General features: G+C 74.0%; 22 protein-coding genes and 2 pseudogenes. 18 read left to right on the forward strand and 6 right to left on the reverse strand.

Features of this window, described 5'->3' with window-relative positions; genetic code table 11:
- Positions 1-8: 8 nt before the first annotated feature.
- Positions 9-611 (forward strand): hypothetical protein, encoded by a 603-nt coding sequence (locus ACYVG5_RS04395; protein ID WP_246629836.1) that lies wholly within the window; start codon positions 9-11, stop codon positions 609-611.
- On the opposite strand, the gene ACYVG5_RS04400 is transcribed toward ACYVG5_RS04395, so the two are convergent.
- The 3 genes from ACYVG5_RS04400 to ACYVG5_RS04410 all read right to left on the reverse strand — a co-directional run bounded on the left by ACYVG5_RS04400 (position 601) and on the right by ACYVG5_RS04410 (position 2619).
- Entirely contained in the window at positions 601-813 is a 213-nt protein-coding gene (locus ACYVG5_RS04400) for an SDR family oxidoreductase (protein WP_222046938.1), read from the reverse strand. The genes ACYVG5_RS04395 and ACYVG5_RS04400 overlap by 11 nt on opposite strands.
- Positions 814-1060: 247 nt before the next feature.
- On the reverse strand, positions 1061-2260 hold the full coding sequence (locus ACYVG5_RS04405) for an HNH endonuclease signature motif containing protein (protein WP_460682984.1): 1200 nt from the start codon (positions 2258-2260) through the stop codon (positions 1061-1063).
- Positions 2261-2397: 137 nt separating this feature from the next.
- A complete protein-coding gene (locus ACYVG5_RS04410) occupies positions 2398-2619 on the reverse strand; it encodes a dihydrofolate reductase family protein (protein WP_222049672.1) in 222 nt (73 codons plus the stop codon).
- A gap of 47 nt (positions 2620-2666) precedes the next feature.
- On the opposite strand from ACYVG5_RS04410, the gene ACYVG5_RS04415 reads away from it, so the two are divergent.
- From ACYVG5_RS04415 to ACYVG5_RS04465, 11 genes and pseudogenes are all read left to right on the forward strand, one after another.
- Positions 2667-3158 (forward strand): MarR family winged helix-turn-helix transcriptional regulator, encoded by a 492-nt coding sequence (locus ACYVG5_RS04415; protein ID WP_222049673.1) that lies wholly within the window; start codon positions 2667-2669, stop codon positions 3156-3158.
- 63 nt (positions 3159-3221) lie between these two features.
- Positions 3222-3704, forward strand: coding sequence for a DUF5313 family protein (locus ACYVG5_RS04420; protein ID WP_460682985.1), 483 nt, complete (start codon positions 3222-3224; stop codon positions 3702-3704).
- 134 nt (positions 3705-3838) lie between these two features.
- Positions 3839-4828 carry a Gfo/Idh/MocA family protein gene (locus ACYVG5_RS04425; protein WP_222049674.1) on the forward strand — a complete coding sequence of 330 codons (990 nt, stop codon included), beginning with the start codon at positions 3839-3841 and terminating at the stop codon, positions 4826-4828.
- Positions 4825-5928, forward strand: coding sequence for a zinc-dependent alcohol dehydrogenase (locus ACYVG5_RS04430; protein ID WP_222049675.1), 1104 nt, complete (start codon positions 4825-4827; stop codon positions 5926-5928). The genes ACYVG5_RS04425 and ACYVG5_RS04430 overlap by 4 nt, the downstream gene beginning before the upstream one ends.
- A 97-nt stretch (positions 5929-6025) precedes the next feature.
- Complete coding sequence (locus tag ACYVG5_RS04435; protein ID WP_222049676.1) at positions 6026-7165, forward strand: glycosyltransferase family 4 protein; 1140 nt, start codon at positions 6026-6028, stop codon at positions 7163-7165.
- Positions 7166-7330: 165 nt separating this feature from the next.
- Complete coding sequence (locus ACYVG5_RS04440) at positions 7331-7573, forward strand: hypothetical protein (protein ID WP_222049677.1); 243 nt, start codon at positions 7331-7333, stop codon at positions 7571-7573.
- A gap of 77 nt (positions 7574-7650) precedes the next feature.
- The gene (locus ACYVG5_RS04445) at positions 7651-7983 is read left to right on the forward strand and encodes a TraR/DksA family transcriptional regulator (protein ID WP_246630733.1); all 333 of its coding nucleotides are present in this window, start codon (positions 7651-7653) and stop codon (positions 7981-7983) included.
- 154 nt (positions 7984-8137) lie between these two features.
- Complete coding sequence (locus ACYVG5_RS04450) at positions 8138-9421, forward strand: NAD(P)/FAD-dependent oxidoreductase (protein ID WP_222049678.1); 1284 nt, start codon at positions 8138-8140, stop codon at positions 9419-9421.
- 22 nt (positions 9422-9443) lie between these two features.
- On the forward strand, positions 9444-9896 hold the full coding sequence (locus tag ACYVG5_RS04455) for an STAS domain-containing protein (RefSeq protein WP_222049679.1): 453 nt from the start codon (positions 9444-9446) through the stop codon (positions 9894-9896).
- Between the two features lie 97 nt (positions 9897-9993).
- A pseudogene (locus ACYVG5_RS04460) lies at positions 9994-10279 on the forward strand (DUF2254 family protein); the annotation flags it as partial.
- 72 nt (positions 10280-10351) lie between these two features.
- Positions 10352-10882: pseudogene (locus tag ACYVG5_RS04465) on the forward strand (DUF2254 family protein); the annotation flags it as partial.
- Between the two features lie 315 nt (positions 10883-11197).
- On the opposite strand, the gene ACYVG5_RS04470 reads toward ACYVG5_RS04465, so the two are convergent.
- Positions 11198-11671, reverse strand: coding sequence for a MarR family winged helix-turn-helix transcriptional regulator (locus ACYVG5_RS04470; RefSeq protein ID WP_222049680.1), 474 nt, complete (start codon positions 11669-11671; stop codon positions 11198-11200).
- A gap of 86 nt (positions 11672-11757) precedes the next feature.
- On the opposite strand from ACYVG5_RS04470, the gene ACYVG5_RS04475 reads away from it, so the two are divergent.
- The 5 genes from ACYVG5_RS04475 (at position 11758) to ACYVG5_RS04495 (ending at position 15761) form a co-directional block, all read left to right on the forward strand.
- Positions 11758-12213, forward strand: coding sequence for a DUF3040 domain-containing protein (locus ACYVG5_RS04475; RefSeq protein WP_222049681.1), 456 nt, complete (start codon positions 11758-11760; stop codon positions 12211-12213).
- A gap of 97 nt (positions 12214-12310) precedes the next feature.
- Complete coding sequence (locus tag ACYVG5_RS04480) at positions 12311-13237, forward strand: universal stress protein (RefSeq protein WP_222049682.1); 927 nt, start codon at positions 12311-12313, stop codon at positions 13235-13237.
- A gap of 148 nt (positions 13238-13385) precedes the next feature.
- Positions 13386-14735 carry an NADP-specific glutamate dehydrogenase gene (gdhA, locus tag ACYVG5_RS04485; RefSeq protein WP_460682986.1) on the forward strand — a complete coding sequence of 450 codons (1350 nt, stop codon included), beginning with the start codon at positions 13386-13388 and terminating at the stop codon, positions 14733-14735.
- Positions 14736-14748: 13 nt separating this feature from the next.
- On the forward strand, positions 14749-15063 hold the full coding sequence (locus tag ACYVG5_RS04490; protein WP_222049683.1) for a DMT family transporter: 315 nt from the start codon (positions 14749-14751) through the stop codon (positions 15061-15063).
- Between the two features lie 59 nt (positions 15064-15122).
- Positions 15123-15761 (forward strand): HD domain-containing protein, encoded by a 639-nt coding sequence (locus ACYVG5_RS04495; protein WP_222049684.1) that lies wholly within the window; start codon positions 15123-15125, stop codon positions 15759-15761.
- 35 nt (positions 15762-15796) lie between these two features.
- On the opposite strand, the gene ACYVG5_RS04500 is transcribed toward ACYVG5_RS04495, so the two are convergent.
- The gene (locus tag ACYVG5_RS04500) at positions 15797-16294 is read right to left on the reverse strand and encodes a GbsR/MarR family transcriptional regulator (protein WP_222049685.1); all 498 of its coding nucleotides are present in this window, start codon (positions 16292-16294) and stop codon (positions 15797-15799) included.
- Between the two features lie 137 nt (positions 16295-16431).
- Here ACYVG5_RS04500 and ACYVG5_RS04505 point away from each other — a divergent pair, with 137 nt between their 5' ends.
- Positions 16432-17994 (forward strand): GMC family oxidoreductase, encoded by a 1563-nt coding sequence (locus ACYVG5_RS04505; RefSeq protein ID WP_222049686.1) that lies wholly within the window; start codon positions 16432-16434, stop codon positions 17992-17994.
- Between the two features lie 130 nt (positions 17995-18124).
- Here the strand turns inward: ACYVG5_RS04505 and ACYVG5_RS04510 are convergent, their stop codons facing one another.
- A complete protein-coding gene (locus tag ACYVG5_RS04510) occupies positions 18125-19303 on the reverse strand; it encodes an alpha/beta hydrolase family protein (RefSeq protein WP_222049687.1) in 1179 nt (392 codons plus the stop codon).
- Between the last annotated feature and the right edge of the window lie 12 nt (positions 19304-19315).

A 19315-nucleotide genomic window follows, 5' to 3' on the forward strand; every position in this document is an offset into this window, starting at 1 on the left:
GAACGACCATGACCGGCACAGCCCCCGAGACCGGTATCCCGGCCGCGTACACCCCGGGTCCCCGTCCGCAGCGGGAGACCGCCGAGCAGTTGCGGGCACGGATCCCCGGCTGGGGAGCCGACCTGGACCCGGCCGACCGGCCCGCCGTGCCGCGGCTGCAGTCGCTGGAGACCGGGGCGCGCTGGGACTTCCCGGAGCGGCAGCCGGAGAAGTGGCCCCGGGAGCGCTCGATCGAGCACGCGGTGCTCACTCCGGTGTTCGGCACCTCCTGCCCGCCCGCGGGGTTGTCCGGGGTGATCCGGAGGTACTCCTACCGGCGGTTCGGCGAGGGCCGGGCTGCGCACTGGCTGCTGCTGGTGGCCGCCGACCGGGTCGACGCCTGGGAGAGCCACCTGCGCTCGTTCGCCACGCTGCGGCCGGACAACCCGGTGACCCAGACCGGCGTGCGCAGCGAGCTCACCCACGCGGGCCTCAGCTCACGGATCGGCCGCAAGCGGGCCGATGTCGGCCATCACCTCCTGGACCCGGTGATCGTGGCCGGGCCGTGGGTCGCCGGGATGGGGGCGGCGTACGTCGGGGTGCGGCGCGTGCTGCGCGCGGTCAGGCGCTGAGGCCGCCGTCGATGGCGAACGTCGTGGCGGTGACCATCGCGCTGGCGTCCGAAGCCAGGTAGAGCGCGGCCGCTGCGATCTCGTCGGGAGTGGTGTGCCGGCCGAAGGTCTCGTGCCCCGCCGCGATCGCGGTCCGGACGGCGTCCTCGGCGGTGACGTCGGCGACGTCACCGCGGGTGATCACCGGCGGCGAGAGCGGCATCGGCCTCGCCATCGCCCGGCTGTTCGTCCGCGAGGGCGCCCGGGTGCGACCCTGCCGTCCAGCTGGCCCATGGCCATCCCATCTTCGCCCGGTCGCCCTCCAGGGGCGCGGCGAGTGAGCATGCCAGGGGTGTGCAGCTCGTCGTCCCCGTCCTCCGGGCGACACGGTGCAGCTCGTCTCACTCGTGCCCGGACGCCGGGCAGCCCCCGCCGTCCCACCGGCCGGGCACCGCGGGCTGTCGCCCGCGCTACAGCAGCCGTGGGCCGATGATGATCTCGGTGTCGTCGGGGCGGTAGGTGCGCCATCGGCCGTCGGGTGGTCGTTCGACGCGGAAGCCGTGGTGCACCTTCGTATGGTGCCGTTCGCAGAGGAGCGCTGAGTTCGTCAGGTTGGTCTCGCCACCGTGGATCCAGTGGATGAGGTGGTGCACGTCGCACCACCAGGTCGGTGCGTGGCAGCCGGCGAACACGCAGGCCTTGTCGCGCCGCTCGACGGCCTTCCGTAGGGCGGGGGTGACCACGCGGTGGTCCCGGCCCAGGTCCAGCGGGACGCCGTCGGGGCCCATCACGATCCGGGAGATGCTGCCGTCGCAGGCCAGCCAGCGGGCCCGCTCGGCGGAGATGCACGCTCCGAAGCCGGTGGACGCAGCGCCGGCACCGGTGGCCGGGTCGGCGAAGTCATCGACGTCGAGGTTGAGGACCACGTGCGGCTTCACCGTGCGCAGGAAGGGCAGGTTCCCCGAGGCCAGCTGGTTGTCGCACAGCTGGACCAGGGCGTCGGCGTTCTGCTGGGCCCGGGTGCGGGTGTCCCCCTTCGGCCGATTGGCCTGCACGATCGACTCCAGTGCGGCCTGGACCTTCTCGAAGCCCACGGTGTCCAGGTCGAACCGGCCACAGCCGCCCTCGGCGTGCCTGGCCAGGGTCAGCCGGCGGCTCTCGGTGGGGTCGGGTTCGGGACCGTCGGGATCGAGGGCGGCCTCGTACAGCTGGACGACCTCGATCAGCCGGTCGTGCGGCTGCTCCGCGGCCACCATCGCCCACGCCTGGTCGAACGGGGCCAGGTCGATGTCCTGCTCGGCGGCCGCCGCCAGCCGGTCCGGTCGCACCGCCTTTGCCACCACCGCCACCGCCTCGGCGGTCACCTCACCCGCGGCGAAGGCCGCCGCGACCGCGGGCAGGTGCTCCAGCGCCCGACCCGCGTGCACCAGCCGCGACGCCGCACCCGAGGACAGCCGGCCGTGCCCGCGCAGCCAGGACTGCGTCGTCTTCAACCCGTCGTGCTCCGAGGCCTGGGTCAGCTCGCACTCCCGCACCGTGCGGGCCACCTCCGCCGCCACCCGGTTCTGCAACACCAACAGCTCACCCAGCCGGTCGAGCAGCTGCGGCCCGAACATCGGCTTCAGGTCATCGGCCGCCAGCGCGTCCAGGGCCGAGGTCAACTCGCCCATGACACCTCCCGCAGCGCTCGAACTGGTGTTCGAAGTCTATCGCCGGCGGACTGTGGTCGCAAGGCGAAAACGCTGGTCACAGGCGGGTTCCGTTGCGCCCGCGGCCGCTGAACCGCAGTGGACGACGGCAGACGCGCTCAGCGGTGGGTGCGGTACCGCAACAGGACGACGCCGCTGCCGAACCGGCGTTCCTCGGTCAGCTCGAGATCCAGCCGCAGCCCGGCCGGCAGCCATGGCGTGCCGCCGCCCACCACCACCGGGACGACGAACACCGAGCACTCGTCCACCAGCCCGGCGTGCAGCGCTGCGGCCGCCAGGGCCGGCCCGCCCAGGCCGACGTCGCGCTCGGACCGGTCCACCAGCTGGCCGCACCGCCGCGGGGGCGGTGCGTGGGTACCGTTCGCCCATGTCGTCGGATCAGGCCGCGGAGCTGCTGGACGCCGATCCCCTGGCGCTGGAGCGGCAGGTCTGCTTCGCCCTGTCGGTGGCGGCTCGCAACGTGGTCGCCGTCTACCGGCCGTTGCTCGAACCGATGGGGCTCACTCACCCCCAGTACCTGGTCATGCTGGCGCTCTGGCAGCACGGCCCGGTCTCGGTCAAGGACCTCAGCCGGCTGCTGCAGCTCGACCCCGGCACCCTCTCGCCACTGGTCAAGCGACTGGAGGCGGCCGGCCTGGTCCGCCGGGAGCGCGATCCCCGCGACGAGCGGTCGCTGGCCATCTCGCTGACCGACGCCGGGCGGGCGCTGCGCGAGCGGGCCGAGCGCATCCCGGCCGGGATCGTCGACCGGCTGGGGATGGACCTGGCGGAGCTGCGGCTGCTGCACCAGTCGCTCACCGAGGTGATCGCGGCGTCCCAGCAGGCGCTCGACCGTCAGCCCGGCGCACGTGGCGACTGACCTCACAGGCCGTTGGTGCCCCAATCGTTTGTGCACCAAGCGATGCTCGGCCACCATGGGGATGTGCTGACGGAGAGGCTGGCGATGGCGACCGACACGGCTGCTCAGGACGACGGGGACGTGGCGGCGCGGCACCGGCCCGGCCCGCTCCGCTGGTTCTGGTATGCCCTCGGCGGCGGCCTGCCCGAACGCCACTCCGCGTGGGTGCTGCACGACACCACCACCGCGACGTGGGGTTACCGGCACGTGCTGCGCGCCACGGTGCAGATGCTGGTCCCGATCGTGCTGGTCCTGGTTCTCGTCCCGGGACCGTTCTGGATCCGTGGCATGGCCGCGCTCGGCGGCCTGCTGCTCGGTCTCATCTTCTCCATCGCCTACATGCCCGAGACGACCGAGAACCGGGTGAAGAAGGCCGGCTACCCGGCGGGCACCGCGCAGGCCGTCCGCGACCGGGCGGCCGTGGGCCGCGACGCTGCGGTGTCCGACAAGCGCCGTGCCGCCGCAGCGAAGCGGGCGGCCCGCTACCGCGCCCGCCAGGGGCGCTGACCTGAGCTCCACCAGGCGGGGGCGTCGAGCTCGGCGCAGGCTGACCCGGTGCGCGCGTACCCCTGCCCCGGCGAGCCGTCCGATCTGCGCGAGGCCGGGCCGCCGCCCCCGGGCGCCGGAGGAGGTGGGCCGGGATGAGCCGGCTGCGGGTCGGCTGCGTCGGCACCGGCTTCATCGCCGGCCGCCACCTCGGTGCGCTGTCCGGTCTCGACGACGTGGAGATCGTGGCCGTGGCCGACTCCCTCCCCGGTCGCGCCGAGGAGGTCGCCGCCCGGTACGGGGCCCGTGCGTACCCGGACGGCGCGGCGCTGCTGGACACGGAGGAGCTGGACGCCGTGTGGTTCTGCGTCCCGCCGTTCGCCCACGGCCCGCTCGAGACGGCGGCCCTCGCACGGCGGCTGCCCTTCTTCGTCGAGAAGCCGTTGGCCCTCGATCTCGGCACCGCCCGGGAGGTCGCGCGCGGTGTCCGCGAGACCGGAGTGGTGACCGCGGTGGGCTACCACTGGCGGCACCTGGATCTGGTCGCCCGCGCCGCGGAGCTGCTGCGGGACGCCCCACCGCAGCTGGTGACGGGGCACTGGCTGGACCGGACGCCGGCGGCACCGTGGTGGTCCCGGCGGAACGGGTCCGGGGGGCAGGTGCTGGAGCAGACCACGCACCTGTTCGACCTGGCCCGGCACCTCGTCGGCGAGGTGGCGACGGTCTCCTCGGGCGAGGTCACCAGGCCGCGGCAGGGCTTCCCGTCGGCGGACGCGCCCACCGCCGCCACCGCCCTGCTCGGCTTCGCCTCCGGAGCGGTGGGCACCATCTCCTCCACGAGCGCCCTCGGCTGGCGGCACGCGGTGGGGCTGCAGCTCCTCGGGGCCGGGCTCGTCGTCGAGCTCGGTGAACGCAGCCTGACCGACCACGAGCTCCGCGTCAGCACCGTCGACGGTGCGCAGGTGACCGTCTCCGACGAGGACCCCATCGCCCGCGAGGACCGCGAGTTCCTCGCCGCGGTGCGGGGTGGGACGCCGGTGCAGGTGCCGTACGAGGAGGCCCTGCGCACGCACGCGCTGGCCTGGGCGGCCGATCTGTCCGCGCGGGAGGGGCGGCCGGTGCGGCCCGACGAGGAGCTGTCATGAACGGACGTCCGGTCCGGAGCATCGGCGTGACCGCCCCCGGTCGGCCCGCGATGCTCGACGACGTCGAACCCGAACCCGGACCGGGTCAGGCGTGGGTGACCACCGAGTGGACCGGCATCAGCGCGGGCACGGAGGTGGCGCTGGTCCGCGGTACCGACCCCCAGCACCGGCTGAGCTGGGACGCCGACCGGCGATCGTTCCGCCCCGGCGGCAGGCCGGCCGGGTACCCGATCCCCAGGCTCGGGTACATGGAGGTCGGGCTGGTCACCGAGAGCCGCGCCGACGTCCTGGCCGAGGGGTCGCGCGTCGCCATGGCGTACGGCCACCGCACCGGCCGGTGCGCCGATCCGGGCACGACCCCGGTAGTGCCGGTACCCGACGACCTCGACCCGCTCCTGGGGGTGTACCTCGCCCAGATGGGGCCGATCTGCGTCAACGGCCTGCTGCACGCCGCGGCCGATCTCGCGGGGCCCGGTGCACCCGTCGGCGCCGGGGTGCAGAACCGGCACGTGCTCGTGACCGGGGCAGGGGTGATCGGCCTGCTCAGCGCGCTGCTGGCCGTGCGGCACGGCGCGGCCGCCGTCCTCGTCGCCGAGCCCTCGCCGGAACGCCGAGCGGTGGCGGCCGCCCTGGGGCTCGACACGGTGGACGACGCCGACGGCGCCGCCTGGGAGGCCGTCAAGGAGGGATGGCGGCATGGGCCCGGCGACCACGGCGCCGACGTGGTGCTGCAGTGCCGCGGCCATGACGTCGCGCTGGCCACCGCGCTGAAGTCGCTCCGGCCGCAGGGCACGGTGGTCGACCTCGGCTTCTACCAGGGTGGCGCCCCGGCGGTCCGCCTCGGCGAGGAGTTCCACCACAACGGGCTGGCGATCGTCTGTGCGCAGATCGGCCGCGTTCCGCGGGGGATGGCGGGCAGCTGGTCCCGTGCGGCGCTGGCCGCCGTGACCCTGGACCTGCTGCGCGAACGGGGTACCGACATCCGCGCCCACCTGGTCACCGACGTCGTCCCCTTCGAGCAGGGCCCCGAGCTGCTGGCCGACCTCGCTGCCCGCCGGCGGGGCACGGTGCAGGCCGTGCTGCGGGTGCAGAGTGGCTGACCCCGAGGGCGTCCGTGTTGCGGAGCGCGGTACCGGCTGCCAGCGTCGGCGGTCTGCGGCCGCGTCGAGGGGGTTCGGCGGCGGACAGGAGGCCGGCATGGACACCGGAGTGCCCGGAGGCGGGCGGCGCCCGTCCGTCTGCCTCTACACGCCGTCGGTCGACCCGTCCGGGATGGGCTCGCACATGCTCGACCTGGCGGTGGAGTTCCTGCCGGGCGCCGACGTCTCGGTGCTGTGCTGGGGCACGGCGAGCGGCCGACGGGTGCTGGACCGCGCGGCGGCGGCAGGCGCGGTCGCGCACGCCCTGCCGCACCCCCGCGACCCGGCGTTCGTCGACTCGATCGTGGCCTTCCTCGCCGACCACCCCGCCGACGTGTTCCACATCCACGTGGGCAGCGGCCGGGAGAACTTCGACGGTGCCCGTGCGGCGCGCCGGGCCGGGGTGCCGGCCGTCGTGCAGACCCAGCACCAGCCGTGGCTGTTCCGCGCCCCGTGCAAACGGGCCGCCTTCTTCCGGGGCATCGCGGCGGTCGACCGGCTCATCACGGTGTCCTGGGGCGAGCAGCGCACCTACGAGGGGGTCGGCGTGCCCTCGTCCCGGATCGTCACCGTGCAGAACGGCATCGTCCCGCGCGGGCCCGGGCCGGGCCGGGCCGCGGCCCGCGCCGAGCTGGGGCTCGGCGCCGACCAGCTGGTCGTGATGAACGTCGGCCGTCTGGTGCGGCAGAAGGGCCAGGACCTCCTCGTCGAGGCGCTGCCCGGGCTCGCGGCCCGGTTCCCCGCGCTGGCGGTGGTCGTCATCGGCGGGGGCTCCCTGCGGGACCGGCTGGCCCGGCAGGCCGCCGAGCTCGGCGTCGCCGACCACCTGCACCTGACCGGGCACCGGACGGATGCCCGGATGCTGCTGGACGCCGCGGACGTCTTCGCGCTGCCGTCGCGGCAGGAGGGATTGCCCCTCGCGGCCCTGGAGGCCATGGACGTCGGGCTCCCGGTCGTCGGCACCGACGTCATCGGCACCGCCGAGGTGGTCGTGGACGGCGAGACGGGCACTCTCGTGCGGTCGGGCAACGCGGGCGCGCTGGCCGACGCGCTGGCCGGCCTCCTCGCCGATTCCCGGCTGCGGATGAGGTACGGCGGGGCGGGGCGACGCCGGTACCTGGCGGAGTTCACGGCGAAGCGCATGGCCGCGGAGACGTTCGCGGTGTACGAGGACGTCCTGGCCGGAACCCGGGGCTGACCCCGGCCCATCCGACGAGCCCGGTGGCCCGGCCGCCGATCGACGTCTCGACGCAGGGTCGGTCGCGCGCCGGAAAGCGCGCGCCGGGAGCGGCCGGAAATGGTCATGGGGATGCCGCGCGCCATTTCCCTGACAACTGTCCCGGTCGTGGGCTATGGTGCTGGTGTGCGGCAAACGATGCCGTTCGGCGAGGAGGAGGTGGGTTCGTTGCGTGCACGTACGCCGAGCGAGCTCCATCTGACCTCGCCCGCCGCCGCCGGGCCCGTTCCGACGGTGTCGTCCCGCACGCCGCTGGTCCTCCCCGGAGCCGCGCTGCTGGCGCTGGCCATGAGCCTGCGCGCCCGAGGGTTACGTGGCCTGGACTTTCTTCGCCGCAGCGTCGACCGGGCTCCGCCGACCGTCTCCTGACCCCGCCGGGTCACAGCCTTCCCAGACGCGTCGCCAACTGGCAGACGCGTCTTCGTTGCTTTCGTCAGGAGATCGACATGTCCGTCATCAGCCATGCCCCGAATTCGTCCGCGACCGTTTCGAACCCGTCCTGGGCGCCATTCCGAGTGATGTTGAACGACCAGCGCTCCGCGTGCGCGGAAGAGCTGGCGCAGTTGCGCGAGGCGTTGTTGGGGAATGGCTCGGACACGGTGATGCTGGCGCGCCGGGCGAGCATCGAGGCCACGCTCGAGCAGGTCGATGCCGCGCTGGCCCGCATCGACGCCGGCACCTACGGCGCCTGTGTGCACTGCGCGGTGGCGATGCCCGTCGAGAGGCTCGAGTTGCGGCCGTTCGCCGCTGCCTGCGTCCCCTGCAGCGCCGCACGCTGATCGTCTCGACCCGGCGCTGACCCGGGTCGCTCGCGCCTGCACATGTTCGGGCACGCGTGTCCGCGTGCCCGTCTGCTGCTGTCCCGGGGAGGAGCCACCCGGCCCGGCGCGCCGCTGGCCCTGCGGGAGGCGGCCCCGAACGGAGGTCTTCGAGATGTCCACAGCCCAGCCGGCCTCTTCCCGGCCGGACGGGGCCCCGACCCCGGACGACGTCGCCGTCGTCGGCGCGGGGATGGTCGGCCTCGCCACCGCTTGGTTCCTCCAGGAGCGCGGGGTCCGGGTGACGGTGTACGAGCGCGACGCCGTTGCCGCCGGTGCCTCCTGGGGCAACGCCGGCTGGCTCACCCCGAGCCTCGCGGCGCCGCTGCCCGAACCCGCCGTCCTGCGCTACGGCCTCCGGGCGGTGCTGAGCCCGAGCTCGCCGGTGTACCTGCCCCTGCAGGCCGACCGGGCGCTGCTGCGGTTCCTCGGCTCGTTCCTGCGGAACAGCACCCCGGGCCGGTGGCGCCGGGGAATGGCCGCCCTGGCCCCGCTCGACGAGCGCGCACTGCAGGTCTTCGACGTCCTCGCCGCAGGGGGCGTGACAGCGGTCACCCACGCCGCCGATCCGTTCCTGGCCTGCTTCCGGTCCGTGCGGTCCCGCGACGCCCTGGTCGCCGAGCTCCGGCAGATCCGGTCGGCGGGGCTGTCCGACGTCGCCTCCACCCCGCTCTCCGGCACCGAGGCCCGCGCCCTGGAGCCCGGGTTGACGGGGGAGGTGCAGGCGGCGCTGCAGCTGCACGGTCAGCGGTACCTGCACCCACCGGAGTACCTGCGCTCGCTCGCGTACTCCTTCCGGGACCGTGGCGGGGAGCTGCTGGAGGGGATCACGGTGACGGACCTGCGCACCGAACCGCGCGGCGTGCTGGTCGGCACCGACCGCGGTCCGCGGCGGCACGACGCGGTGGTCGTGGCCACCGGCGCCGGGCTGACCGGGCTGCTCCGGCCGTTCGGTGTCCGGCAGCCGGTGCAGGCCGGCCGCGGGTACAGCTTCAGCGTGCCGGTGGAGCGGATGCCCGCCGGCCCGCTGTACTTCCCCGAGCAGCGGGTGGCGTGCACACCGCTGGGGAGCCGGCTGCGGATCGCCGGGATGATGGAGTTCCGTCGGCCGGAGGCGCCGCTCGACGAACGCCGGGTGGCCGCCGTCGTCGACGCCGTACGGCCGTTGCTGCGCGGCCTCGACCTGGCCGACCGGCGCAACGAGTGGGTGGGTTCACGTCCGTGCACCGGGGACGGCCTGCCGCTGATCGGGCCCACCCGGTCGCCCCGGGTCTTCGCGGCCGGGGGGCACGGCATGTGGGGCGTCACGCTCGGCCCGGTCACCGGCATGGCGCTCGCCGACGTCGTGACCAAGGGCGAGGTCCCGCCCGGGCTGCGGCCCTTCGACCCCCTGCGCTGAACGCACCCGCGAGGAGAGCACCGTGCTGCACCCCGTCCCGCCCGTGCCCTTCCCGCACACCGACGACCTGCTCCGGGTCACCGCACTCCCCGGCGGCGACCGTGGCCGGGTGGTCGTCGAGGTGGTCGGGGAGATCGACCAGCAGACCGTGCCCCTGCTCGAGGCCTGTCTGCACACCCAGACCGGCCGTCGCGGGCCGCGGACGCTGGTGGTGGACCTGACCGGGGTCTCGTTCTTCGGTGGCACCGGCCTCGCCGCGCTCGCCCGGGCGCGCAAGCACTGCCTGACGCGCGGTGGCCGCCTGGTCGTCCGCTGCGCCGGCCGGCGGGCGGTGCTGCGGCCCCTGCACCTGGCCGGGCTGGCGTCGCTGGTGGAGGAGGAGGCGGGCGCGGCGGACCTGAGGGACACCCCCGGTGCGGAGGAGCGGGGCCGGGTCGTCCCGCCGCCGGCCGGCCCGCGATCCACCGGCTGCTGAGGTGCCCGCTCCGCACCCCTCGACGCTGCGCCTGCGGGTCTCCGCCGCGGCCTACCGCTTCCGGGAGAGCCTCTTCCTGCTCCCGGCGCTCATCGTGGTGGGCGGTATCGCCCTCGCCGAGACCGCCGGCGCGCTGGACCGGATGACCGGTGCCGACCGTGCGGTTCCCCTCACGCTGGGGATGAGCAGCAGCACGGCCACCTGGCTGCTGAGCACGGTCGCCGGCGCGACCATCACCACCGCCGGTGTCGCCTTCTCGCTCACCGTGGTGAGCCTCCAGCTCGCCAGCAGCCACTTCTCCCCGCGGGTGATGCGCACGTTCGTCCGCGACCGGCTGAGCCAGGTGGTCATCGGGCTGCTCGTGGCGACGTTCGTCTACTGCGTGCTGGTCCTGCGGCACGTCGGCGGGGTGGCGGAGGAACCGGCTCCGCGGATGTCGGTCACCGGGGCCTTGGCTCGCCGTGCCGGCCGCGCGCGACGGCTGGGTGACCCGGGCGCCCAGCGCGCTGCTGCTCGCCGTCGTCCCGCCGGGCTCCACGGTGCGGTTGGACACCCGGACCGGGGCGTACCTGCACCGGGGCGAGGCGCTGGTGACGGTCTGGCCGGTACCCGCGGACCCCGGGCGGGTGGTCCGCCGGCTGCTGGCGTCCGTGCGGGTCGCCGACAGCCGCACCATGCAGCAGGACGTCGACTTCGCGGTCCGGCAGCTCGTCGACATCGGCCTGCGGGCGCTCAGCTCGGCGATCAACGATCCGACCACCGCGGTGGAGGCCATCCTGCGGATCGGCGGCCTGCTGCGGCCGCTGCTGGCCATGGACCTCCCGCCGACGGCGGTGCGCGGAGCCGGGGGGCGGGTGCTCGTCCGCCCCTGGGAGCTGACCGCGGACGAGTACGTCGGACATGCCTTCGACCAGCTCCGCCGGGCCGCCCCCGCCGACCACGGTCGGCCGGGGGCGGGCCCGCGGGAGAGCCGAGCGGCATCGTGACGCCGTGGGCGGGCCCCGGGACGCCGGCGCACCTCCTGCACCGCGGCGGAACCACGTCGGACCGCGGCCGTGATCAGTCGCCCGTCGCGGGGGCACCGCAGTACGGACACTCGGCGGCGGGGCCCTGCTCGGCCACCCGGCCGCACGCCGGGCAGACCAGACCGAGCAGGCACGCGGCCTCGCCGCCCTCGTCCGTCGGGCCGGCGGGGGACCGGCGACGAGGGGCGGACGGGTCCGCCGGTGGTGGTGCGCTCGGGCCGGTATCCATCAGGGTCACCTCGACGGGTGCGGAGGGGTGGGGCAGGGGCGAGCCGGTCACTCGGCCGTGTGCCAGTGGGGGAGGGCGAGGACGGCGTCCATGCGGCGCAGTTCGTCGCGGTGGAGGGCGCTGAGCCGGCCCAGGACCTGCTCGCCGTGCGGAGTCAGGTGCACCCGCACGGCGCGCGCGTCGTCCGGGTCGGTGACCCGCTCCACCAGGCCCTCGCCCTGCGCGCGGTTGACCAGCTCCACCACGCTGTGGTGGCGCAGCTGCAGCCGCTCGGCGACCTCGCGAACCACGGCCCAGTCACGTCCCGGGAACCCCTTGAGGGCCAGCATCAGCTGGTACTGCTGAGGTGTCACGCCGTGGCGGCGCACCGTCTCCTCGCTGAAGCGCAGGTAGCGCCGGATGCCGAAGCGGAACCGGGCCAGGGCCTCGAAATCCTCCTTGTCGAGCGGGCGGTGGTCGGCGTCGGGCTGCGCCGGTGCGGCGGATCGGCCGTCCCCTCCGGCGCCGACAGTGCTTGCCATGGCGCGACTGTATCGTGTTACGATGCTTCTGGTCGCAGTACCTCCGGTTCCGCCGGGGGTGATGGGCCACCCTGAGGGGGTCGATCGTGCTCAGTGACCACGAACGTCGCGTGCTGGCCGAACTCGAGCGGCAGCTCGCCGCCGAGACCGGGCCCGACGGACAGCGTCCCGACGGACAGCGTCCCGACGGACCGCGTCCCGACGGACCGCGTCGCGACAGGCACGGTCCCGGCGGCCGGTCGGGTCGGGATGCCGGTCGGGTTGCCGGCCGGGCCGCGGTCGCGGTGCTGGGCTGGACCACCCTCGTGCTCGGCTGGACCTCCGTCGGCCTGCTGATCACCGGTGCGGTGACCGCCGCCCTCGCGCTGGCCGCCGCGGCGGGGCTCTGCTGGGTGCTGGGCCGCTACCGGCACGCGCTGCACGACGCGGGCACGGCCGTCCCGCTGTCGGCCGGCGAGGTCGCCGGGTCCGGCGCGGTGAGCACCCGGCCGGGCGGCGCGTGGCTCGCCCGGTACCTGAAGCGCATCTCCGAGGTGGCGTGATGCGCGGCCACGCCGTCCTGGCCGTCGCGGCGGCGGCTCTCGCTTTGCTGTGCTGCAGCGTCCGGGTCGTCCCGCTGGCCGCTGCCGTGCCGTCGCCATGACCGCGAGCCGGCCCGGCGGCCCGGTGGTCGTGGGCGTCACCGACGGCGACGACGACGCGGTCGAGTGGGCGGCGGCCGAGGCGGCCACCCGCCGGTGCCCGTTGGTGCTGGTGCACGTGGTCCGCAGTCCGGTCGTCCTGGACACCTACGGGTGCACCCCGATCGTCGACTGCCCGCCCGATGCGTACTCGGTGGGCGGTGAGCTGCTGCGCGCTGCGCTCGGTCGGGCGCGGTCCGTGGCCCCCGAGCTGGCGATCACCGCCCTGATGTTCGGCGGGGTGGCCGACCGGGTGCTCGTGGAGTGGAGCAACGACGCAGCACTGCTGGTCCTGGGCGGCCGTGGCGTGCGCCGGACGGCCCTGGGATCGGTGGCCGGCCGCGTGGCCGGGCGCGCCTCCTGCCCCGTGATCGTGGTCCGCCGCCGCCCCCGCACGCCGGCTCCCGACCGGGGGCCGCGGGTCGTGGTGGGGATCGACGCCGGCCGCTGCCGTGGTGCGGCGATCGAGTTCGCCTTCCGCGCCGCAGCGCAGCGCGGCGTTCCGCTGGTCGCCGTGCACGCCTGGGACGGCGACCGGCCGGCGGATCTCGAAGGGGTGTGCGGTGCCCCCGCGGTCGCCGAGGCCGGCGTCCGCCAGGCGCTCGACCGCGTGCTCGGGCCGTGGCGGGAGCAGTTCGCCGACGTCCCCGTCCGGGTGCGGCTGGAGCGCGCCGACCCGGCGGCGGCCCTGGTCTCCGAGTCCGAGGGGGCCGCGCTCGTCGTCGTCGGCCCGCCCGGACGGGGTCCCGTGCTCCGGGCGCTGCTGGGGTCGGTCAGTCGCACCCTCGTCCGCCGGTCCCGGTGCCCACTGGCGGTGGTCGGTCCCGCACGCACCGTGGCCCGCCGTCCGGACGCCGGACAGGACTCGGCCCACCACCCTCGGTGACGCAGCGGCGCCTCGGGCGACCCGGCCACCGGCCCGCCGGGCCGGGCTCGTACCGTCCTCGGGTCGCCGTCGTGCAGTTCTGTGCGGGTGGCGTCGGCAGCCGGGCACAGTCGTCCGGCCGCCATGGGCCGAGGACAGGAGCGCGCGGGTGGTCACTGAGGTGTCGGCAGTGGTGGAGCGGATCTACGGGGACGTGCTGCGGCGGAACCCGGGGGAGACGGAGTTCCACCAGGCCGTCCGCGAGGTGCTCGACTCCTTGGCCGTGGTGCTGGAGCGGCACCGCGAGTACACCGAGATGAAGACGATCGAGCGGATCTGCGAGCCGGAACGTCAGGTCATCTTCCGCGTTCCGTGGCAGGACGACCGGGGCGTGGTGTGGATCAACCGCGGGTTCCGCGTCGAGTTCAACTCGGCCCTGGGGCCGTACAAGGGCGGGCTGCGGTTCCACCCGTCGGTGAACCTGGGCATCGTCAAGTTCCTGGGCTTCGAGCAGGTCTTCAAGAACGCGCTGACCGGCATGCCGATCGGCGGCGGCAAGGGCGGCTCGGACTTCGACCCCAAGGGCCGGTCGGACGCCGAGGTCATGCGCTTCTGCCAGTCGTTCATGACCGAGCTCTACCGGCACCTCGGTGAGTACACCGACGTGCCGGCCGGGGACATCGGGGTGGGCTCGCGGGAGATCGGCTTCCTGTTCGGCCAGTACAAGCGGATTACCAACCGGTACGAGTCCGGGGTCCTCACCGGCAAGGGCTTGGGCTGGGGCGGGGCGCAGGTGCGCACCGAGGCGACCGGCTACGGAGCGGCCTTCTTCGCCCAGGCGATGATGGAGGTGGCCGGTGAGTCCTTCGAGGGCAAGCGGGCCACCGTCTCGGGGTCGGGCAACGTCGCGGTCTACGGCATCGAGAAGGTGCACCAGCTCGGCGGGACGGCGGTGGCCTGCTCGGACTCGACCGGCTACGTGGTCGACGACAAGGGCATCGACCTGGAGGTCCTCAAGCAGGTGAAGGAGATCGAGCGGGGGCGGATCAGCGCCTACGCCGACCGGGTCCCCTCCGCGCACTACGTGGAGGGCGGCAGCATCTGGGACGTCCCCTGCGACGTCGCCGTGCCCAGCGCCACGCAGAACGAGCTGGACGCCGACGCAGCCGCGACCCTGGCCAGGAACCGCTGCCGCTACGTGGTGGAGGGCGCGAACATGCCCACCACCCCCGAGGCCGTCCGCATCTTCCGCGAGGCCGGGGTGGGGTTCGCGCCTGGCAAGGCGGCCAACGCCGGCGGGGTGGCCACCTCGGCGCTGGAGATGCAGCAGAACGCCTCGCGCGACCGGTGGACCTTCGAGCACAGCGAGGCGCGGCTGGAGGAGATCATGCGGGGCATCCACACCCGGTGCCACCGGACGGCCGAGGAGTACGGCGCGCCCGGCGACCTCGTCCTGGGTGCCAACGTCGCCGGCTTTCTCGAGGTCGCCGACGCGGTCCACGCCCACGGCCTCATCTGATCGGGGCCGCACCGTGGCCTGGCTCGTCCTCGTGCTGTCCGGCGTCCTGGAGGCGGTGTGGGCCACGGCGCTGGGCCGGTCGGAGAACTTCAGCCGGCTGGTGCCCTCGCTGGTCTTCGTCGTCGCGCTGGCGCTGAGCATGGCGGGGCTCGCCTACGCGATGCGGGAGCTGCCGGTCGGGACGTCGTACGCCGTCTGGGTCGGGATCGGCGCGGTGCTCACCGTCGTCTGGGCGATGGCCACCGGCGCGGAGTCGGTATCGTTGCTGAAGATCGTCTTCCTGGCCGGCATCGTCGGCTGCGTCGTCGGCCTGAAGGTGATCCACTGAGGCGTCCAGAGGAGGGCTGACATGTCGCACGACGCCACCACCACGCCGGCGGTGCCACGATGATCGAGGAGGTCGCCGGGGTCGAGGTGCCCGACACCCGGCTGGTGGCCGAGGCCACCGAGCTCGTCCGCGAGGCCGCGTCGGAGGTCGTCTTCCACCACTCCCGGCGGGTGTTCTTCTTCGGCTCGCTCCGCGGCCGGGAGTTCGGGCTGCCCGTCGACCCGGAGCTGCTCTACGTCGGGGCGATGTTCCACGACCTGGGGCTGACCGAGCGGTACCGGCGGACCGACCAGCGGTTCGAGATCGATGGCGCAGACGAGGCGCGCCGGTTCCTGCTCGCCCACGGCATCGGCGCCGACGAGGCGCAGCTGGTCTGGACGGGGATCGCGCTGCACACCACTCCGGAGGTGCCGCTGCACATGGCGCCGGAGATCGCGCTGGTCACCCGCGGGGTGGAGGTCGACGTGCTGGGCATCGGGTACGAGGCCATCCCCGACGGGCACCGCGCCGCCGTGGTCGCCGCCCATCCGCGGCAGGACTTCAAGCGTCAGATCCTGGCCGCCTTCACCGAGGGCATCCGCGACCGGCCGGACACCACATTCGGCAACGTGAAGGCCGATGTGCTCGCTCATTTCGTGCCCGGGTTCGAGCGCGGGGACTTCGTCCGGGTGATCCAGGGGTCGCCCTGGCCGGGGTGAGTTCCCGACCGATCGCGGCGACCTGCCACGAGTTGTCAGCGCTGCGCCTGGCTCGCTTCCCACCGTGCGGTGTAGTCCGCCAGCAGCGCCTCGAGGTGCCGCACCATGAACCGGTAGTACTCGTGCATCTCCCGCAACCGCCCGCGCTGTTCGGCCGGCAGGCGCGCGCCATGGTCCTGCGCTCTCTCGGCCAGTTCGCGTAGCTGGGTGGTCGCGGTGAGGACGTGCTGCAAGCAGCCGACCCAGGCGTCGTCCCGCCAGCGGTACACGAACTGCCGCCGGCCCGGCTCCTTGAACCGCTCGACGGTGCCGTTGGTGATGAGCAGCCGCGTCATCTCCGACGCCGAGCCCGTGCTCGCCCCCAGCGCATCCCGGAGCTGCGCCAGCGTCAGGGGCTCTTCGCTGAGCATCAGCACACCGGCGGCCCGACCGGCCATCGGCGGCCAGCCCATCGCCCGGCCGACGTGCAGGCCGAACTCCGCGACGAGTGAAGCGCGCGCATGCGACCCGCCGTCCTCGACTGCCAGAGACACGCAATCCCTCCCCAGCGTTCAGGAACAACTGAACGTTCAGTCTTGACTGAACGTGAGGCGCAGCGCACAGTACCGACCCAGAGCGACCGGGCCGGCGCGGAGCCCAGCACCGCTCACCCTATGGCGGGAGATCAGAAGTGACGAGCAACGGCTGGGACGTCATCGTGGTGGGTGCGGGTTCGGCAGGCGCGGCGCTCGCGGCGCGTTCGGCGGAGAAGGGCAAGCGGGTCCTGCTGCTCGAGGCCGGTCCCGACTACCGGTCGGCGGAGATGCACGAGGCCTGGCGCTCGCCCAACCCGGCCGTCGCCCTGATGGATCCCACTGCGGCTGCGCACGTCGTGTGGATGGGCCTGAACTCCTCCCGGACCGAGAAGCAGCAGCAGGCGCCGTACTGGCGGGGTCGTGGTGTGGGCGGCAGCTCGTCGGTCAACGGGCAGATCGCGATCCGACCCCCGATGGAGGACTTCGAGGAGTGGGCCCGCCTCGGCTGCACGGGCTGGTCGCCGGACGACGTGCTGCCCTACTTCGCCAAGCTGGAGGACGACGAGGACTTCGGCGACCAGCCCTACCACGGCCGGGGTGGCCCGACGCCGATCTACCGGATGCCGCAGGACCAGTGGGGCGGGGTGGACGCAGGGCTGTCGCGCGCGGCCCTGGCCGCCGGGTTCGAGTGGGCCGCCGACGTGAACGCACCGCACGCGACCGGCGTCTCGCCCTACCCGATCAACTCCCGGCACGGCCGGCGGGTCACGGTCAACGACGGCTACCTGGAGACCGCCCGCGACCTCGGGAACCTCTGCATCCGTGGCGACGCGCTGGTGGACCGGGTCGTCTTCGAGGGCAGCCGGGCCGTCGGGGTCCGCGTCGTCGTCGACGGGACGGCGAGAACCGAGTACGCCGACACGGTGGTGCTCAGCGCGGGGGCGATCCACTCCCCGGCGATCCTGCTCCGCTCCGGCGTAGGCCCGGCCGCGGACCTCCGCTCCCTCGGCGTCGACGTGCGGGCCGACCTCCCCGTCGGACGGGGCCTGCAGGACCATCCGATGGCGATGGTCGCGCTGCCCATCACCGAGGAGGCGGCCATCAAGACCCCGCACGACCGGCACACCAACGTCTGCGTCCGCTGGACCAGCGGCCCGGATGCGCCCGCCCACGACCTGATGTTCGTCTCGATGAACATGAGCGTGCTGGCCATGGCCACCGCCGGCACCAGCGCCCGGTCCGGCGCCTTCGGGGTCTGGCTCAACCAGGCCTGCTCCCGCGGCGTGCTGACCCTGACCTCGACGGACCCGGCGGACCAGCCGCTGGTGCACGAGCGGATGCTCTCCGACGAGCGCGACCTCTCCCGGTTGCGCACGGGGGTCCGGACCCTGGTCGAGCTCGCCCGCAGCGACGCCGCTGCCTCGATCATCGAGGGATCGATCGAACGCGAGAACGAGGCCCTGTTCGCCGTGCTCGACGACGACAGCGAGCTCGACGACCACCTGCTGGCCACCGTGGCCGACGCGCAGCACGGCACGAGCACCTGCCGGATGGGTGATCCTGGGGACGCCGACACCGTCGTCGACCCCTCGTGCCGGGTGCTCGGCCTGGAGGGCCTCCGCGTGATCGATGCGTCGATCTTCCCCTCGGTCACCCGCGCCAACACCAATCTGACCGCGATCATGGTCGGCGAGCTGATGGCCGACCGGCTCGACTGACTGCCGCGCCCCGGCCGGTCCGGGTGCGCTCCTGCGGTGTTCCGCCCGCTCTTGCGGCCGGGCAACACCGCAAGAGCGCAGAGAGCACCGCGAGGTCACCCGCCAGCCAGGGCGGAGGACCACCGGGCACTCAGCGGGCGGCGGCCAGTTCGGCGAAGGTGTCGGCGACCCAGTCGGCGATGAACGTGCTCACGTGCGGCAGGTGGTCCAGGCCGATGTGCTCGGTGGCGCCCTCGTCGGGGGTGAACACCCGTAGCTCGCGCTTGGGGCTGTTGACCGCCTGGTCGAACGAGCGGTGCGCGTACTCCAGCGGGATCTGCCGGTCGTTCGACCCGTGGGCGATCAGGAAGGGCACGGTGATCTGCTCGACGACGCCGTCGAGGTGCACGTCGTCGGCGAAGCCGATGAACGTATCGAGGTCGTCAGCCTCCTTGTCGAAGCCCCAGACCCACAGCACGTGCTCCCAGTAGTGCGGGACCGGGCGTTCGCCCTCGCGCTCCAGCCGGCGCCGCTGCACCGCGCCCCAGTTGTGGTTGGCGCCCCACGCGACGACGAGGGCGAACCGTTTCTCGAAGGCCGCGGCGCGGGGGGCGTAGTAGCCGCCCAGTGACCAGCCGACGATGCCGATCGCGCCGGCGTCGACGTCGTCGCGGGATTCCAGCCAGTCGACGCAGGCACCGGCCCAGGCCTCGGTGTCGATGCGGGCGGTCAGACCCTGCAGGCGCAGCGCCTCCCCGGTGCCCGGCTGGTCGACCATCAGGCAGGAGATGCCTCGGGCGGCCAGCTCCGCCCAGTGGCCTGAGGCGACCATGTGCTCCTTGGTGGAGTCCAGTCCGTTGACCAGCACGATCACCGGTGCGGGGCCGTCGTCGGTGGCCGGTGCGGCGCTGAAGTAGGCCGGCAGCGTGGTGCCCGCGTAGGGGATGGCGACCTTGGAGACCCGCCGGTCCTTGAGCTCGAAGGCCTTCTGCTGCAGCTCCAGCACCCGCCGGTAGGTCGGGATCCGGTTCGGGTCGGAGTTGGACAGCATCCGCTCGGACTGGCACAGGTAGTTGGTGGCCCGGGCGTAGAGCTGGCCGGCGGTGCGGGCATGCCCGGCCTTCTCGGCGTCCTCGGCCTGGGCGACCAACTGGTCGGTCAGTGCGGTCCAGGCGCGCAGGAAGTCGGCGGTGCCGGCGTCCTCGCCCTGGGCGGCGGCATCCTTGATCGGGCGGCAGGCGCGGTCGACCTCGTCGATCAGGCCGCCGCTGTTGAGCGTCGCGACGACGCCCAGGTTCCAGACGTAGTTGCCCGGGAAGTACTCGAACACGGGTGGTCCTCT

The sequence above is a fragment of the Modestobacter lapidis genome (assembly GCF_054780755.1).

Bases quoted from the DNA above. Each gene is read 5' to 3' on its own strand.
- ACYVG5_RS04395 (WP_246629836.1), top strand. From the start codon at position 9: ATGACCGGCACAGCCCCCGAGACCGGTATCCCGGCCGCGTACACCCCG.
- ACYVG5_RS04400 (WP_222046938.1), bottom strand. From the start codon at position 813: ATGCCGCTCTCGCCGCCGGTGATCACCCGCGGTGACGTCGCCGACGTC.
- ACYVG5_RS04405 (WP_460682984.1), bottom strand. From the start codon at position 2,260: ATGGGCGAGTTGACCTCGGCCCTGGACGCGCTGGCGGCCGATGACCTG.
- ACYVG5_RS04415 (WP_222049673.1), top strand. From the start codon at position 2,667: ATGTCGTCGGATCAGGCCGCGGAGCTGCTGGACGCCGATCCCCTGGCG.
- ACYVG5_RS04425 (WP_222049674.1), top strand. From the start codon at position 3,839: ATGAGCCGGCTGCGGGTCGGCTGCGTCGGCACCGGCTTCATCGCCGGC.
- ACYVG5_RS04430 (WP_222049675.1), top strand. From the start codon at position 4,825: ATGAACGGACGTCCGGTCCGGAGCATCGGCGTGACCGCCCCCGGTCGG.
- ACYVG5_RS04435 (WP_222049676.1), top strand. From the start codon at position 6,026: ATGGACACCGGAGTGCCCGGAGGCGGGCGGCGCCCGTCCGTCTGCCTC.
- ACYVG5_RS04445 (WP_246630733.1), top strand. From the start codon at position 7,651: ATGTCCGTCATCAGCCATGCCCCGAATTCGTCCGCGACCGTTTCGAAC.
- ACYVG5_RS04450 (WP_222049678.1), top strand. From the start codon at position 8,138: ATGTCCACAGCCCAGCCGGCCTCTTCCCGGCCGGACGGGGCCCCGACC.
- ACYVG5_RS04470 (WP_222049680.1), bottom strand. From the start codon at position 11,671: ATGGCAAGCACTGTCGGCGCCGGAGGGGACGGCCGATCCGCCGCACCG.
- ACYVG5_RS04480 (WP_222049682.1), top strand. From the start codon at position 12,311: ATGACCGCGAGCCGGCCCGGCGGCCCGGTGGTCGTGGGCGTCACCGAC.
- ACYVG5_RS04495 (WP_222049684.1), top strand. From the start codon at position 15,123: ATGATCGAGGAGGTCGCCGGGGTCGAGGTGCCCGACACCCGGCTGGTG.